The sequence below is a fragment of the Burkholderia sp. BCC0398 genome, from assembly GCF_902833245.1.
Lineage (GTDB): Bacteria > Pseudomonadota > Gammaproteobacteria > Burkholderiales > Burkholderiaceae > Burkholderia > Burkholderia sola.
Genome location: NZ_CADFEM010000020.1, coordinates 99,581 through 115,047, shown reverse-complemented (window position 1 = coordinate 115,047; position 15,467 = coordinate 99,581). Strand labels below are relative to the sequence as shown.

Genomic DNA, 15,467 nt, shown 5'->3' with positions numbered 1-15,467 from the left:
GACGCGCCAAACCTGGTACCACAACCGGAACGCCGCGCGACGGCGGCGTGCCCCGCGCCGCGGCTCAGCGCACGAGAAATCCGTACGTGAGCGGATCGCGCTCGTCGACGATCCAGTTCGCGAACCCGCAGATATGCGCGCTGCCTTCCACTTCCGGGATCACGGCCGGGATGTCGCCGACCGTCGTTTCGCGCAGCACGCGGCCCTTGAAGACCGTGCCGACGATCGATTCGTTGACGAGCGTGTCGCCTGCCGCAAGCAGCCCGCGCTGGTAGAGCTGCGCGACGCGCCCGCCGGTGCCGGAGCCGGTCGGCGAGCGGTCGACCTCGCGATCCGCGAACACGCAGCAGTTCGCCTGCGTCGAGCCCGCGTGGCGCGGCGCGTTCGCGATGATCGTGCCGTAGATATGGTTGATTTCCGGGATCTCCGGATGCGCGACCGGATATTTCGCGTTCGCGGCCGCCTTCACCTCGGCGCCGAAGCGAATCAGTTTCTCGACTGCCGATTCGCGCACCGGCAGGTCGAACGGCGCGCCGTCGACATAGAAATAGAACGCGCCGCCATACGCGATGTCGCCGGTCACGGTGCCGAACGACGGCGTGTCGACCGACACGTCGCGCTCCCAGATGAACGACGGCACGTTGACGAAGCGCACGGGCCCCGCATGCTCGCCGTCCCACCGGACGAACGCCTCGATGAAGCCGCACGGCGCGTCGATGCCGACTCGCGTCTCGGGCACCGTGCGCTGCACCCAGCCGAGTTCGACGGCCGCGGTCGACAGCGCGATCACGCCATGTCCGCAATGGTCGCTGTAGCCTTCGTTGTGCACGAAGATCACGCCGAAATCGGCGTTCGGCGACACGGGCTCGGTCAGATAGCCGCCGTACATGTCGGCGTGGCCGCGCGGTTCGAACATCAGCGCGCGGCGGATTTCGTCGGCGTGTTCCTTGAGCCACGCGCGGCGCTGGACGATCGTGTCGCCGGGCAGGCGCGGCAGCCCGCTCGTGACGATGCGGAACGCCTCGCCGCCGGTGTGCACTTCGACGGTGGACAGGGATCGGGAAATTTTCATGGGGGATCGGATGCGTTGAAACGAAGGACGGCGGCCGGGCCGCCGTCCGGTGACGGGCCGTGCGGCAATTACTTCGCGTACGGTTCCGGCAGGCCGTTGCGGATCACGTAGACGGTGGTCGGCGCGCCTTTCAGGTCGCCGTTCGCGTCGAACGAATAGGTGCCCGCGACGCCCGCGTAGTTCGTCTTCGCGAGCTGCGCGATCAGCTTCGCCTTGTCGGTGGTCGTGCCGGCCTTGACCATCGCATCGGCGAGCAGCTTCATGCCGTCGTAGTAGTTGACGCCGTAGACCTGCGTATCGGTGCGATAGGCGTCGTGGTACTTCTTCAGGAATTCGCGCCCGGCCGGCGTCTTCTCGAGCGCGACGCCGCCCTGCGCGCAATAGACGATCGACGCGGCCTCGCCCGCGACCTTGCCCATGTCGGCCGAACAGATGCCGTCGCCGCCGAGCAGCTTCGCGCGCAGGCCGCGCTGCTTCATCTGCTTGGCCATCGGCGCACCCTGCGCCGCATAGCCGCCGAGGAAGATCACGTCGGGGTTGGCGGCCTTGATCTTGGTGAGAATGCCGAGGAAGTCGGTGGCCGACGAATTCGTGTATTCCTGGTCGACGATCTTGATCCCGTTCGCCTTCGCGACGTTCATGAACTGCTCGACGACGCCCTGCCCGTACGCGGTGCGATCGTCGATCACGGCGGCGGTTTTCGCGTTCAGCGTCTTCGCGGCGAACGTGGCCATCGTGCCGCCGAGCTGCTCGTCGCTCGCGCCGATCCGGAAGATGTTCTTGAAGCCCTGCTTCGTCAGCGCCGGGTTCGACGCGACCGGCAGGATCGGCACGCCGGCCGTCGAATACACGCGCGACGCCGGAATCGCGACGCCCGAGTTGTACGGGCCGAGCACGGCGACGACGCCCTTGTCGACGAGGTTCTGCGCGACCTGCACGCCGGCCTTCGGGTCGGCCTGGTCGTCTTCGGAAACCAGTTTGAACGTCACGGTCTTCCCGCCGACCTTCACGCCGGCCTTGTTGAGCTCGTCGACCGCGAGCCGCGCGCCGTTTTCGTTGTCCTTGCCGTTGGCGGCCTGCGGGCCCGTGAGCGGCGCCGAATGGCCGATCATCACGACTTCCTGCGCATGCGCGGAAGTCAGCGCGCCGGCGGCCACGGCCACCGAGAGCGCGGTCACGAGGTGTCTCATGATGTCTCCTGATTGGTTTTTGGTGAAACCAATGTAGGACACACGTGGTCACATCGCAAGCAATTTCAAAATAATCATCGGGATTTTGGTCACATTAAAGACCAAACCGTTCCCGTTACTTCGGCGCAATGTCGCGCCGCACGCGGCGAATGTGCTGTTCGACATAGAACGCGGCCGCATCGGCATCCCCGGACACGATCGCCTCGTAGATCAACCGGTGCTCGGACACGTACAGCTGGATCCGGCCCGCGTCGTAGATGCCATCGTCCTTCAGCCGCTTCCAGAGCGGCTGGTCCATCGTCTTCGCGACTTCGTCCGCGATCTTCACGATCAGCGCGTCGCCGGTCATCAGCGCGAGCTGCCGGTGGAACAGCCGGTCACTCTCGTTCCACAACGCGCGCTGGTGCGGATCGTCGACGTCGGTGATGGTCTCCATTTGCGCGAGATAGCGCTCGGCGCCGGGGTCGGCGCGGCCATGAGCGGCCGCGAGGCGCGCGATCGCGGGCTCGAGGATCAGCCGCACGTCGAGCGTCGACGTCGGACTGAAGTCGGCCTCGGACGCCGCGTGCGCGTCGCCGCGCTGTGCGAGCACGTCGAGCGGGGCCGCGACGACGTAGGTGCCCGAATTGCGCTTCGTGAACACGAGCCCTTCGTTCTGCAGCGCGCCGAGCGCCTCGCGCACGGCCGGCCGGCCGACCTGGAACAGCGCCGCGAGCTCGCGCTCGGACGGCAGCCGCGATTCGGCCGCGTAGCGCCCCGCGCGGATCTCGTCGCGGATCTTTTCGGCTACCTGCTCGTAGATCTGCAGCGGCCTGAAACCGCCTTCGAGTGAGTCGGGACGCGCGGACATCATCGTGTGGCTCCTGCCCGTTCGCGGGCGTGGATCTGGAATGGGTTCGCACTATACCGGAGCGGCGCGGGCAGCGCGGCAGCGGCGAGCCTTCTGGCCAGATATTAGAACCAAAATCACCGGCACGCTTTATTTTCTGGGTTGCCGACGCGCCAGAAAGTGGTATAGATTCGATCCACACTGCCCTGTGTCACGGTACCGGCAGACCTGCGGCGGGCGCGGCATGCGTCCGCCGTCCACGCTCACTGACCGCCAAGACGTACACGATGACCGCCTTCTCCCCGATTCCCGTTTTCGATGCGGCCGACACGGCCGCGCTGCTCGACTATCCGGCGCTGCTCGCCACGCTCAGGCAAGCGGTCGTCGAGTACGCGGCAGGCGACATCGTCAGCCCCGAACGCCTGGTCGTGCCGCTGCAACGCGGCGGCGTGATGCTGTCGATGCCGTCGAGCGCACACGATCTGGCGAGCCACAAGCTCGTGAACGTGTGCCCCGGCAACGGCGCACGCGGGCTGCCGACGATTCTCGGCCAGGTCACCGCGTACGATGCGACGACCGGCGAAATGCGCTTCGCGCTCGACGGCCCGACCGTCACCGGCCGCCGCACGGCGGCGATCACCGCGCTCGGCATCCAGGCGCTGCATGGCGACGCGCCGCGCGACATCCTGCTGATCGGCACCGGCAAGCAGGCGGCCAATCACGCGGAAGCGCTCGCCGCGATCTTTCCGGACGCGCGCCTTCACGTGCGCGGCACGAGCGCGGACGGCGCGGCCGCCTTCTGCGCCGCCCACCGCGCGCATGCGCCGCAGCTCGCGCCGCTCGACGGCGACGCGATTCCCGATGCGATCGACGTGGTCGTCACGCTGACGACGAGCCGCACGCCCGTCTATCGCGACGCCGCGCGCGAAGGCCGGCTCGTGGTCGGCGTCGGCGCGTTCACCGCGGATGCCGCGGAGATCGACGCGAACACGGTGCGGGGCAGCCGGCTCGTGGTCGACGATCCGGCCGGCGCGCGCCACGAAGCGGGCGACCTGATCGTCGCGCAGGTCGACTGGCAGCACGTCGCGTCGCTCGCCGACGTGCTGAACGGCACCTTCGCCCGCGGCGGCCCGCTGCTGTTCAAGAGCGTCGGCTGCGCCGCATGGGACCTGGCCGCGTGCCGCACCGCGCGCGACGCACTGGCCGCGCGCCGCGCCGGCTGACCCGGCCGCGCCACCGTGCGCGCCGCTCGCGCGGCATCGCATCGTCGGATTCACACCGGCGATTTCCCGTACGCGGTGTAGGAAACGCCCTACACCGCGTCGAAGCGGCCTACACGAAGTTCCAATTCGGCCGATTTCAATTTCGGCGGCGCAACACGATACTGCCGGCATGAATGCCAGCCTGTCACCCGCCGCACTCAGGGTGTTTCTCGTCGATCACGCGGTTGCCGTCCGCCAGCGGATCGCGCTGCTCGTCGGCGCGATTCGCGGCGTCGCCGTCGTGGGCGAAGCGGAAGACGGCCAGGACGCGTGGACGCATATCCGCAGCAGTCGCGCGGACGTGGTGATCGTCGACGTGCGGCTCGCGGACGGCAGCGGTCTCGACCTGATCGGGATGCTGTCGAAGGCCGCGCCGCGCATCGTCACGATCGTGCTGACGAACCACTCGGCGCCGGCATTCAGAGAGGCATGCGCGACGGCGGGAGCCGACTACTTCTTCGACAAGACCGTCGAATTCGACACCGCATGCCGTGTCATCGAATCCCTGGTGCACGCTCGCGTGCGCCGCCCCTGACGAGCCGGAGCGCCTCATGTCCACCGCCACCGCCTTCGCCGACGTATCCGTCGTACCCCGGCCCACGATTGCGCCGCGCCCGGCCGCACGCGCCGACGCCGCCAAGCATCCCGCCGCACGCTGCTCGGCCTGCGCGATGCGCTCGATGTGCCTGCCGCCGCACCTGACGCCCGCCGAATACGGCCGCCTCGACGCGATCATCTGCACGACGCGACAGGTTCGCCAGGGCGACGCGCTGTTCCGCACCGACGATCCGTTCCAGAGCATCTACGCGGTGCGTGCGGGTTCGTTCAAGACGGTGATGATGCATCGCGACGGCCGCGAGCACGTGACGGGCTTCCAGATCGCCGGCGAAACGCTCGGGATGGACGGCATCGGCAGCGGCCAGCACTGTTGCGACGCGATCGCGCTGGAGGACAGCGTGGTGTGCATCATCCCGTTCGGCGCGCTCGAAGCTGCGTGCCGCGAGATCAAGCCGATGCAGCACTTCCTCTACCAGATGCTGAGCAGCGAGATCGTCCGCGAATCGAGCCAGATGCTGTTGCTCGGCACGATGTCGGCCGAGCAGCGCGTCGCGCATTTCCTGCTGAACCTGTCGTCGCGGTTCGAGGCGCGCGGCTATTCGGCGACCGAATTCAACCTGCGGATGACGCGCGAGGAAATCGGCTGCTATCTCGGGATGAAGCTCGAAACGGTCAGCCGGATGTTCTCGCGGTTTCATCGCGACGCGCTCGTCGAAACGCGCGGCAAGCGCGTGCGCATCATCGACGCGCAAGCGCTCGCGCGAGTCTGACACGCGGCGCCGGATGACCGGCGCCGCGTCACCGCATCGCGTCGCCGGTCGCCGCGTCGCGCAGCGCAACCGTTGCGGCGCCTGCCTGCCACGCGAGCAGCGCCCGTTCGGCCTGCGCGAACGCGAGACGCAATGCGTCGTCCACGTCGGCCCCGACGCACGGCGGCAGCGACCGGAGCGTCGCGTCGCGCATCACCAGCTCCAGCCGCACGTCGTACCGGCGCGCACCATCGGCCGCCGTGCGCGATTCGATCGCGAGATCGCAGCCTTCGATCCACGCGCGAAACCGTTCAAGTCGCACCAGTTGCGCGCCGGCTTCGGCCTCGACCGCAGCCGAACCGGTGAATCCGAGGCAGGCGATCTGCATGCCCACGCCCATGTCGTCTCTCCTGACGGGGCCGCCCGCTCGTCGACCGCCTTGCAAGTGCCGGCCGCCTCACGATGGGGCGGCCCGTGTTTCCCGTGGCGCGGCGCGCATTGTTCGATCGCGGCCGGCCGATTGTCTGCCTGCGCCCGACAGGCGCGGGACCGTTCAGACGTTGAAGGTCTGCGACGCCTTCATCTCGATCCACGTCATGCCGGCCCGCAACCCTTCGATCATCGCCTCGCGCTCCGTCGGATACGCGTGGCTGTGCTCGAACGTATGATGAAACCGCGCGGCGCCGGCGCCGTGCTCGACCGACACGCGGCAGCGGAATTCGCCCGATTCGCACGGGCGCGTCTCCACTTCGACCGACCAGTCGCGTTCGTGAATGTTGCCCTGCAGTGTCATGCGCCCTCCTGCGGTATCAGCCTTCGAGCCGGAAGTGCCCGCTGTGCAGCAGCACCGGCCGGCCGCCGATTTCCTCGAGCATTCGTCGTGCCATCGCCTCGATGGCCGACCGGTGCGCGTCGAATGCGCCCAGCAGATCGCGTTCGAGCAGCGACTGCGCGCCGAAATGGTCTTCCAGCGCCTCGGCCGTGACCGCGCACTGGACGCAACGCCCGTCGACCAGCGCCGAAAACGCGACGACCAGATCGCGCGCGCAGTATTCCGGCGGTTCGGACGGGAAAACGATGTGCATCTGTCGGTCTGTCATCGTCGTGATGGCTCCATGACGAGAGCATAGTGGCGCGCGCGGCCGCGCGCTTGACCCACGTCAACGGGCTGGCTGCACCGCACGATCGCGGTGTAGCCGCGCGCCGCCGCTTCCTCTGCTTCAGCCGGCGTCGGGCTCGATCGCCGCGCCGCGCTGCGCGAGCAGCTCGCGCAGCACGCTGCGGTGACAATGGTTTTCGTCATCGCAGTAGCAGCCGATCGAGAACGCAGTCGTCGCCGACAGCGCGGCCAGCAGGTCCAGCACCTTGGCCGGATCGCCATGCGCCATCTCCGCGCGGAAGTGGCGCTTGAACGCGTTCCATTCGGCGTCGGTTTCGGCGGCCTGCGCTTGCGCGACGAGCTCGGGGCTCGGCGACAACGTCGGCAACCATACATCATAGTAGTTGCGCGACGCGAATTCCGCCTTCGGTACGCCGCGCGGCGGCCGCCGCACCGTGCCGATCCGCAGGCCCTCGCCGGCCGCGCGCGGCGTGCCGAGCTGGATGATCCGGATGCCCATGTCGCTCCTCTGCTCCCCTGCATTGCGTACGATCCCGTGATCGTACCGCCGCGCCTGCCCGTGCGTCATCCGCGCCTCGCACATGACGGCCGCCCAACAAAAAACCGGCTGTTCCCGCGACGGGAAACAGCCGGTTCTTCAGCGTTGCGCGCCGGGGCGCGCCGCGTTCAGACGCCGCTCTTCAGTACCTTGCCGATCGCGTCCGCGACGATGCCGACGTTCGAGTCGTTCAGGCCCGCCACGCACATCCGGCCCGAGCGCAGGATGTATACGCCGTGCACCTCGCGCAGCGCGTCGACCTGCGTTTCGGTCAGGCCCGTGTACGTGAACATCCCGCGCTGCTTCACGTAGCGCGTGAGCGCTTCGCCGCTCACGTGGTCGCGCAGGCCGTCGTGGATCGACTGGCGCATCCGCGCGATGCGGCGGCACATCGCCGACAGCTCCTCTTCCCACTGCTTGCGCAGCGCCGGCGTGCCGAGCACGGCCGCGACGACCTTCGCGCCGTAGGTCTGCGGGTTGCTGTAGTTCGAGCGCACGGCGCCGGCCAGCTGGCCGAGCACGCGCTCGGCCGCGGCCGCGTCCTCGCAGACGACGCTCAGGCCGCCCACGCGTTCGCCGTACAGCGAGAAGTTCTTCGAGAACGAGTTCGCGACGAGCGTCGGCACGCCGCGGCGGGCCAGTTCGCGCACCGCGAACGCGTCCGCGTCGAGGCCCGCGCCGAAGCCCTGGTACGCCATGTCGACGAACGGCAGCAGCCCGCGCGCCTCGATCACGTCGATCAGCTTCTCCCACTGGCCTTCGTCGAGATCGACACCGGTTGGGTTATGGCAGCACGCGTGCAGCAGCACGATGCTGCGCGCCGGCAGCGCGTCGATCGCCGCGAGCATCGCGTCGAACTTCAGGCCGCCCGTGGCCTCGTCGTAGTACGGATACGTGTTCACCGTGAAGCCGGCGCGCTCGAAGATGAAGCGATGGTTTTCCCAGCTCGGATCGCTGAGCCACACCTGCGAATCCGGGAAATAGCGCTTCAGGAAATCGGCGCCGACCTTCAGCGCGCCCGAGCCGCCGAGCGTCTGCAGCGTCGCGATGCGGCCGGCCGCGCGAGCCGGGTGATCCGCACCGAACACCAGCGCTTGCACGGCGTCGCGGTACGCGGCCAAGCCGACCATCGGCAGGTACGGCTTCGGGCCGCTGTCGCGCTGCAGCGCGGTTTCGGCTTCGCGCACGGCGCCCAGCACCGGAATCCGGCCTTCGGCGTCGAAATAGATCCCGATGCTCAGGTTGACCTTCTGGTCGCGCGGATCTTTCTGGAAGTTCTCGTTGAGCGTCAGGATCGGGTCGCCCGGGTACGCGTCGATGTGTTCGAACATGGCTTGAATCGGTCTCGTTTGGAAGAATGGTCGGTCGTGGCCTGCGTCAGCGTGCGGACGCACCGTCGTGCACCGCAAAGCCGGCATTCTTCTGACGGAAGCGATACCCGATCGCGAGCACCGCGAGCCATACCGGGATCAGGTACACCGACAGACGGAGATCCGGCGTCAGGTACATCACGACGAGAATGCCGGCCATGAACGCCAGGCACAGGTAATTCGTGAAAGGATAGCCCAGACTGCGGAAGGAAGTCTGCTCCCCGGCAGCACGCTTGGCCTGGCGGAACTTCAGGTGGATCACCGTGATCATCGCCCAGTTGATGATCAGCGCCGACACGACGAGGCCCATCAGCACCTCGAACGCCTTGCCCGGCATGAAGTAGTTGACCAGCACGCACACGCCGGTCGCGAGCGCCGATGCGCCGAGCGCGGCGAGCGGGATGCCGCGCTTGTTGACCGAGCACAGCACCTTCGGCGCGTTGCCCTGTTGCGCGAGGCCGAACAGCATCCGGCTGTTGCTGTACACGCCGCTGTTGTAGACCGACAACGCGGCCGTCAGCACGACGACGTTCAGCACGTTCGCGACCAGGTTGCTGCTCAGCGCGTGGAAGATCAGCACGAACGGGCTGCCGCCGGTGACGACCTTCTGCCACGGATACAGCGACAGCAGCACGGCCAGCGCGCCGATGTAGAAAATCAGGATGCGGTAGATGACCTGGTTGGTCGCGCGCGGAATGCTGCGCTTCGGATCGTCGGCTTCGGCCGCGGTGATGCCGATCAACTCCAGCCCACCGAACGAGAACATGATCGCGGCCATCGACATCACAAGGCCGGACACGCCGTTCGGGAAGAAGCCGCCGTGCTGCCACAGGTTCGCGACACTCGCTTCGGGCCCGGCATGGCCGCTCACGAGCAGCCAACCGCCGAAGCCGATCATCCCGACGATCGCGGCGACCTTGATGATCGAGAACCAGAATTCCGTCTCGCCGTACGACTTCACGCTGGCCAGGTTCAGCAGGTTGATCGCGACGAAGAACACCAGCGCCGACACCCAGGTCGGCACGCCGGGCCACCAGTACTGCACGTAGATCCCTACGGCCGACAGCTCGGCCATGCTGACGAGGATGTACAGCACCCAGTAATTCCAGCCGGACAGGAAGCCGGTGAAGTGGCCGACGTATTTGTTCGCGAAGTAGCTGAACGAGCCGGCGACGGGCTCGTCGACGACCATCTCGCCGAGCTGGCGCATGATGAAGAACGCGACGATGCCGGCCACCGCATAGCCGAGCAGCACGGACGGGCCGGCCATCTTGATCGTCTGCGCGATGCCGAGGAACAGCCCCGTGCCGAGCGCGCCGCCGAGCGCGATCAGCTGGATGTGCCGGTTCTTCAGCCCGCGCTTCAGGCCGTCGCTCTCGTTTCCAGAAACCATGTCTTCTCCATTCTGCCCGCCTCCGCCGGAAGCGGTGCGGCGCGCCTCGGTGTGCCGGGCGCTGTTTTGCTGTGCCGGCGGCCGTTCGTGGGGGCGCCGGGTTGGGGACTGCAATTTTCGCGTGCGGCGGCAACCGATTCGCGTCAGCGCGCCGGTCAGACTGGCCGCCGACTCGCCCGCTCACGCCGCACTGCTGCGGCCGCACACGAAAATCCGGCGTCAGTTTAGCGTCGCGACCGCGAAATCGGGTTGCGTAACCCGCTCATGCAAACCCTACATTATGAGATAAGATTGCATCCGGGAGACGAATGAGGAAACAAAAATGCCTGACCCGGTTCTCGATCGTATCGATCGTCAGTTGCTGTCGGTGCTGCAGGAGAACGGCCGCGCGTCGAACCTCGATCTGGCGAAGGCCGTGGGGCTGTCGCCCGCGCAGACGCTGCGACGTCACCGCCGGCTGGAGGAAATCGGCGCGATCCGGCGTTACGAAACCCGGCTCTGCCCCGACACGCTCGGCTTCGGCGTCACCGCGTTCGTGCACGTGACGATGGAGCGCGGGCATATCCGCGATTTGTCGAAATTCCAGAAACTCGTGTCGGATCTCGCGCAGATCCAGGAATGTTTCTCGGTGACGGGCGACATCGACTACGTGTTGAAGGTCGTCGCGCACGATCTGAAGGGGCTGTCGCGATTCCTGCTCGAGACGCTGATGCGCATTCCCGGCGTGAGCGGCGTGCATTCGAGCGTGTGCCTCGACGAGATCAAGTGCACGAGTGCGATGCCGGTGGAGGGCTGACCTTCACACGTGGATTCTCGGCGGCGCCATTCGCGCGCCCGGCATCCGCAGCACGTGGTCGCCCCGAATAGGCTCGAATCCCTCGTCGGCCTATTCCCACCTCGCGTAGCACACCTCGCAGCTCATCCGCATTGCATCGAGCGCTACGATCTCATGTTCGTATGCGCGCGGCCCGCTACGAGCCACGGGCGGATTCAATCAAAATTTCGAATACGTCCGATGGACAATAATCGCCCTTCTGGCGACCCTAGAGCATTCCTCAAGAACTCAGCTTGACCCTTGAGAATCCATGTAAAGGGGTGCTGACGCATGACCAATTTTTTCGACAAAAAACCGTACGACTTCGACATTGACGACAGTGAGAATTGGGTTTTGGTACATTCCGGCGCCATCACCAATACCAACCCCGGCTCAATGGTGTATGTGTCAATCAACACGACTCCCATATGCTCGAATATGAGTAACAGAGAATTCCGAAAGCTGATCATGAAGGCTCGTGATGCAGCAATCTCTCTGATACTACAGCGCATTGAGGGCGTCACAGCTTGGGACAAGGCTGAACAAGCGCGGGCTCGACTCTACTTCGGCCGCTCCGACAATGATGTCAGATCAGTCCTTGCCGGTGGCTTGCCTAGACTACTTAATGCGATGCGGGCGCTCGTGCCGGAGAAGATCGTTCGATGGGACGACTCCATGAACAGACGTCTTACCTGCAGTGTAGTGCCCGACAGCGGTAACAACATCGCAGGGGTATGCAAGCCGGACTCTGAGAAGCGGATCATCGCCATCTATTCAAAATTCTGCACAATTTCAAACGGAGACCTATGGACGGCATCAAAGGTTAAAACACTGATCCATGAATGCACGCACTATGTCGACACATTCAATTCCGGCGACATCATATATTCCGACACAGGATCAGGGCTAGGGCTTTTGCAGAAAGCAATGCCGACGTCGCCATTAGAAATGCGGACAGTATTACGGGATACATCGCAACCTTCGACAAGAGAATCATGGAATGAGAGTCCATATCAAAGCCGTATTTTCCGGTATCTCACGGGTGATTGCACTGTCGGCATGCGCCGGCATCTTTCCAGCGCATGCATGCACGATTGGGGAATCGGTGCGAATCCCGTTACCGCTCAACAGCGTCGACGTGACCAATGCTGACAGGCTGAAAATCGCAAATGCTGTAATCGAGGCGCGAAAATGGCCGGATGCAGAAATTCAGGCCGTTGTCATATCCGGTGCATATACGACGGAACGGAACCGCGAGCGCCTGAAGACCGAGCGAGCCAAGATCGCGAGCGAATATCTGAAGCAACTTGGAATCAGGAACGAACACATCATCATCGACAAAAAAACTTTCACCGATGCCATGGTGCGGAACAGCGACGGAACACTAACCCTGTACCAGATCGACATCGAGCTAACCCCCCTTTGCCGAGGCGGGTGTCAAAGGCTTTGCGACGACCCGCGCGTTACGCCCCGAAGCAAGGCGATTCTGTGAGGGGCAATGACGATTTGTCGGCTGCGCGCGTACGTACACGGCGTCCGAACGGGGCCATCTTGGCGTTTGCTCACCGCACCGCCTCGAACGCACTGATCAACAACGCCCCGCAAGCAATCACCGTGCACCCTGCCGCCCGGCGCGGCGTCAGCCGCTCACCGAGATACACGCGCGCGATCAGCGCCGCGAACACCACGCTCGTCTCCCGCAGCGCCGACACGGGCCCCATCGGCGCACGGTCCATCGCCCAGATCACGATGCCGTACGCGAGCGCCGCGAACACGCCGCCGCAGGCAGCCTTCGCGGTTTCGCCGACCGCCTGCGTCAACCGCAGCGGCCCCGCCCGCAGCCGGTAGTACACGGCCATCAGCGCGCCCGTCAGCACGAACATCCACGCGGTATAGCCGACCGTGCTGCCGCTCTCGCGCACCCCGATCCCGTCGACCACGCTGTACGCGGCGATCGACACGCCAGTCGCAAATGCGGTCGGCAGCACCTGCATCATCCGGTGCTTCGCGCCGCGCCCGCGATCCAGCCCGATCGCCAGGATGCCCGCGCAGATCAGCACCAGCCCGCCTTGCGCACCGACGTTCAGGTGCTCGCCCGCGAACGCCGCCGCGCCGAGCGTGACGAGCAGCGGCGCCGTGCCGCGCGCGACCGGGTACGCGACGCTCAGGTCGCCGTGCTCGTACGCACGGACGAGCAGCAGCGTATAGACGACGTGGATCACGGCCGACGCGACGACGCAGAGCCAGCTCGCCGGCGCGATCGGCGCGGCAGTCGGCAGGAACAGCAGCGCGAACAGCCCGATCGCGATCTGCAGCACCGTGGCCGAGCGCAGCCGGTCGCCGCTGCTGCGCACCAGCGCATTCCATGACGCATGCAGGAATGCCGCGCACAGAACGGCAAACAGAACGGGGATCGGCACGCTGAAACCTCGCTGACGGGTCGGAGGCCGCGCGGTGCGCGGCAGGCGTCCATCGTATGAATGCGTCACCGGATTGTCAAAAAAGCGACGCACGGCGCGCCGTCAACGATCCGGCCGCCGGCTCTCCATCGCCCGCCCCGCATCGCTTGCGCCGCAAGCAGCCGCCCAGCCGCGACATGTGACGCGAGATTGAGGGCGGTCCGCCCCTTTCCGTTCTCTTTCGCCTCGCGCCGCACCGTAATGAAACCGATACCGGAGCGCAACCGTCGCGAAAACACTCCGTCCCCATATTTTCATACGCGGCTGTTCCAATGCGCGTGCTCCCTCACGAGCTTCGCGCCGAACCGACACGGCGACGGGGCCGTTCTCCACCATCGAAGACCTTACCCTGGAGTTTCCCGATGTTCCGTCAAGCCTTGCTCGTCACCGCCTGCGCAGCCGCAGCGCTGGCGCTGTTCGCCTGTGGCGGCAGCGACGATTCCACGCCGACGCCCGCCGTGTCGTCGCAGGATGCGCTGCAGACCGCCACGCCGATCAAGCACGTCGTCGTGATCTACGGCGAAAACATCTCGTTCGACCACTACTTCGGCACCTATCCGAACGCGACGAACCCGTCGGGCGAACCGGCGTTCACCGCGAAGTCCGGCACGCCGACGTCCAACGGCCTGACGGGCACGCTGCTCACCGCGAACCCGAACTTCACGAACACGGCCAACGGCACCGACGCGGCGAACCCGTTCCGTCTCGACCGCACGCAGGCCGCGACCGCCGACCAGAACCACGCGTACACGGCCGAACAGCAGGCCGAGGACAACGGTCTTGCGGATCTATTCCCGAAATACACCGGCAAGGGCTCGTCCGGCGGCGCCGGCGCATTCGGCACGAAGGGCCAGGTGATGGGCTACTTCGACGGCAACACGGTGACCGCGCTGTGGAACTACGCACAGCGCTTCGCGATGAGCGACAACACGTTCACGACGGTCTACGGCCCGTCGACGCCGGGCGCGCTGAACGTCGTCGCGGGGCAGACCAACGGCATGCAGATCGTCAAGACGTCGAAGCAGCCGTCGACGCTCGCCGCCAGCTCGTACTACATCAATGACGGCCAGGGCGGCCTCACGATGATCAACGACGTCGACCCGGGCTTCGACGTGTGTTCGAGCACGACCGACCAGGCGATGATGACCGGCAAGAACATCGGCGACCTGCTGAACGCCGCGAAGATCACGTGGGGCGGCTTCATGGGCGGCTTCAACCTGTCGACGACGAACGGCAACGGCACGACGGGCTGCGCGCGCAGCACGGTCGCGACCGCCGTGAATGCCGCGACGGCCGACTACATCCCGCACCACAACTGGTTCCAGTACTACGCGTCGACCGCGAACCCGCAACACACGCGCCCGAGTTCGATCGCGGCGATCGGCTCGAGCGTCGAGACCGACGGCAAGACGGCCGAACCGGCGAACCACCAGTACGACACGGACGACTTCTTCGCCGCCGTGAAGGCCGGCAACTTCCCGTCGGTCAGCTACTTGAAGGCGCCGGCCGCGCAGGACGGCCACGCGGGCTACTCGGATCCGCTCGACGAGCAGGCGTTCGTGACGAAGGTCGTCAACTTCCTGCAGCAGCAGCCGGACTGGCAGAACACGGCCGTGATCGTCACCTATGACGACTCGGACGGCTGGTACGACCACGTGTACACGCCGCCGACGCACGCGTCGTCGGACCCGGTCGACCAGCTCAACGGCGCCGGCAAGTGCGGCACGGGCGGCACCACCGGCGTGAACGGCGCGACCGTGAACGGCCGCTGCGGCCCGGGCGTGCGCATTCCGCTCGTCGTGATCTCGCCGTACGCGAAGCAGAACTACGTCGATCACACGATGCTCGACCAGGCGTCCGTCGTGCGCTTCATCGAGGACAACTGGCTCGGCGGCCAGCGTATCGGCGGCGGTTCGTTCGATGCGACGGCCGGCGACCTGCGCAACCTGTTCGACTTCACGTCGAGGCCGAACACGACGCCGCTGTATCTCGACCCGACGCTCGGCACCGCATTGAGCGCGGCCCCGGCGATCTGACCGTCACGGCCTGACCGCATGGCCGGCGCATCACGCGCCGGCCGTTTCCATTTCAACGCGTCGCTTCGTGCGACGCC

At 66.1% G+C, this 15,467-nt stretch carries 17 protein-coding genes; 7 read left to right on the top strand and 10 right to left on the bottom strand.

The genetic code is table 11. The features are described 5' to 3' along the window. Positions 1 to 64: 64 nt before the first annotated feature. The 3 genes from lhpH to HWX76_RS32545 all read right to left on the bottom strand — a co-directional run bounded on the left by lhpH (position 65) and on the right by HWX76_RS32545 (position 3,115). Entirely contained in the window at positions 65 to 1,072 is a 1,008-nt protein-coding gene (lhpH, locus tag HWX76_RS32555) for a trans-3-hydroxy-L-proline dehydratase (protein WP_089489359.1), read from the bottom strand. 68 nt (positions 1,073 to 1,140) lie between these two features. Beyond that, complete coding sequence (locus HWX76_RS32550; protein ID WP_176016893.1) at positions 1,141 to 2,262, bottom strand: branched-chain amino acid ABC transporter substrate-binding protein; 1,122 nt, start codon at positions 2,260 to 2,262, stop codon at positions 1,141 to 1,143. Between the two features lie 115 nt (positions 2,263 to 2,377). Further along, positions 2,378 to 3,115, bottom strand: coding sequence for a GntR family transcriptional regulator (locus HWX76_RS32545; RefSeq protein WP_176016892.1), 738 nt, complete (start codon positions 3,113 to 3,115; stop codon positions 2,378 to 2,380). A 263-nt stretch (positions 3,116 to 3,378) separates the two neighbouring features. Here HWX76_RS32545 and lhpI point away from each other — a divergent pair, with 263 nt between their 5' ends. From lhpI to HWX76_RS32530, 3 genes are all read left to right on the top strand, one after another. Beyond that, a complete protein-coding gene (lhpI, locus tag HWX76_RS32540; protein ID WP_050011031.1) occupies positions 3,379 to 4,314 on the top strand; it encodes a bifunctional Delta(1)-pyrroline-2-carboxylate/Delta(1)-piperideine-2-carboxylate reductase in 936 nt (311 codons plus the stop codon). Positions 4,315 to 4,483: 169 nt separating this feature from the next. Further along, positions 4,484 to 4,888: a response regulator transcription factor gene (locus tag HWX76_RS32535; protein ID WP_050011030.1), complete on the top strand. Its 405-nt coding sequence runs from the start codon at positions 4,484 to 4,486 to the stop codon at positions 4,886 to 4,888. A 16-nt stretch (positions 4,889 to 4,904) separates the two neighbouring features. Then, the gene (locus HWX76_RS32530) at positions 4,905 to 5,681 is read left to right on the top strand and encodes a helix-turn-helix domain-containing protein (RefSeq protein ID WP_176016891.1); all 777 of its coding nucleotides are present in this window, start codon (positions 4,905 to 4,907) and stop codon (positions 5,679 to 5,681) included. A gap of 28 nt (positions 5,682 to 5,709) precedes the next feature. Here the strand turns inward: HWX76_RS32530 and HWX76_RS32525 are convergent, their stop codons facing one another. The 6 genes from HWX76_RS32525 to HWX76_RS32500 all read right to left on the bottom strand — a co-directional run bounded on the left by HWX76_RS32525 (position 5,710) and on the right by HWX76_RS32500 (position 10,081). Beyond that, positions 5,710 to 6,060: a metal ABC transporter ATPase gene (locus HWX76_RS32525; protein WP_176016890.1), complete on the bottom strand. Its 351-nt coding sequence runs from the start codon at positions 6,058 to 6,060 to the stop codon at positions 5,710 to 5,712. Positions 6,061 to 6,213: 153 nt separating this feature from the next. Then, entirely contained in the window at positions 6,214 to 6,453 is a 240-nt protein-coding gene (locus tag HWX76_RS32520; protein WP_006479066.1) for a hypothetical protein, read from the bottom strand. A gap of 16 nt (positions 6,454 to 6,469) precedes the next feature. Further along, a complete protein-coding gene (locus HWX76_RS32515) occupies positions 6,470 to 6,760 on the bottom strand; it encodes a DUF1488 domain-containing protein (protein ID WP_050011027.1) in 291 nt (96 codons plus the stop codon). 120 nt (positions 6,761 to 6,880) lie between these two features. Further along, positions 6,881 to 7,279: a DUF488 family protein gene (locus HWX76_RS32510; protein ID WP_050011026.1), complete on the bottom strand. Its 399-nt coding sequence runs from the start codon at positions 7,277 to 7,279 to the stop codon at positions 6,881 to 6,883. A 167-nt stretch (positions 7,280 to 7,446) separates the two neighbouring features. After that, positions 7,447 to 8,649 (bottom strand): amino acid aminotransferase, encoded by a 1,203-nt coding sequence (locus HWX76_RS32505; protein WP_124554254.1) that lies wholly within the window; start codon positions 8,647 to 8,649, stop codon positions 7,447 to 7,449. A 46-nt stretch (positions 8,650 to 8,695) separates the two neighbouring features. Then, complete coding sequence (locus HWX76_RS32500) at positions 8,696 to 10,081, bottom strand: amino acid permease (protein WP_050011024.1); 1,386 nt, start codon at positions 10,079 to 10,081, stop codon at positions 8,696 to 8,698. A 322-nt stretch (positions 10,082 to 10,403) separates the two neighbouring features. Here HWX76_RS32500 and HWX76_RS32495 point away from each other — a divergent pair, with 322 nt between their 5' ends. From HWX76_RS32495 to HWX76_RS32485, 3 genes are all read left to right on the top strand, one after another. Continuing rightward, complete coding sequence (locus HWX76_RS32495) at positions 10,404 to 10,877, top strand: Lrp/AsnC family transcriptional regulator (RefSeq protein ID WP_050011023.1); 474 nt, start codon at positions 10,404 to 10,406, stop codon at positions 10,875 to 10,877. Positions 10,878 to 11,186: 309 nt separating this feature from the next. Continuing rightward, positions 11,187 to 12,047: a hypothetical protein gene (locus tag HWX76_RS32490; protein ID WP_244138050.1), complete on the top strand. Its 861-nt coding sequence runs from the start codon at positions 11,187 to 11,189 to the stop codon at positions 12,045 to 12,047. After that, positions 12,034 to 12,387 (top strand): hypothetical protein, encoded by a 354-nt coding sequence (locus tag HWX76_RS32485; RefSeq protein WP_235356118.1) that lies wholly within the window; start codon positions 12,034 to 12,036, stop codon positions 12,385 to 12,387. Before HWX76_RS32490 ends, HWX76_RS32485 begins: the two co-directional genes overlap by 14 nt. 70 nt (positions 12,388 to 12,457) lie before the next feature. Here HWX76_RS32485 and HWX76_RS32480 read toward each other — a convergent pair whose 3' ends face one another. Further along, complete coding sequence (locus HWX76_RS32480; protein ID WP_089489352.1) at positions 12,458 to 13,315, bottom strand: EamA family transporter; 858 nt, start codon at positions 13,313 to 13,315, stop codon at positions 12,458 to 12,460. A 401-nt stretch (positions 13,316 to 13,716) separates the two neighbouring features. On the opposite strand from HWX76_RS32480, the gene HWX76_RS32475 reads away from it, so the two are divergent. Then, positions 13,717 to 15,390, top strand: a complete 1,674-nt coding sequence (locus tag HWX76_RS32475; RefSeq protein WP_089489351.1) for an alkaline phosphatase family protein — start codon at positions 13,717 to 13,719, stop codon at positions 15,388 to 15,390. Positions 15,391 to 15,467 lie beyond the last annotated feature (77 nt).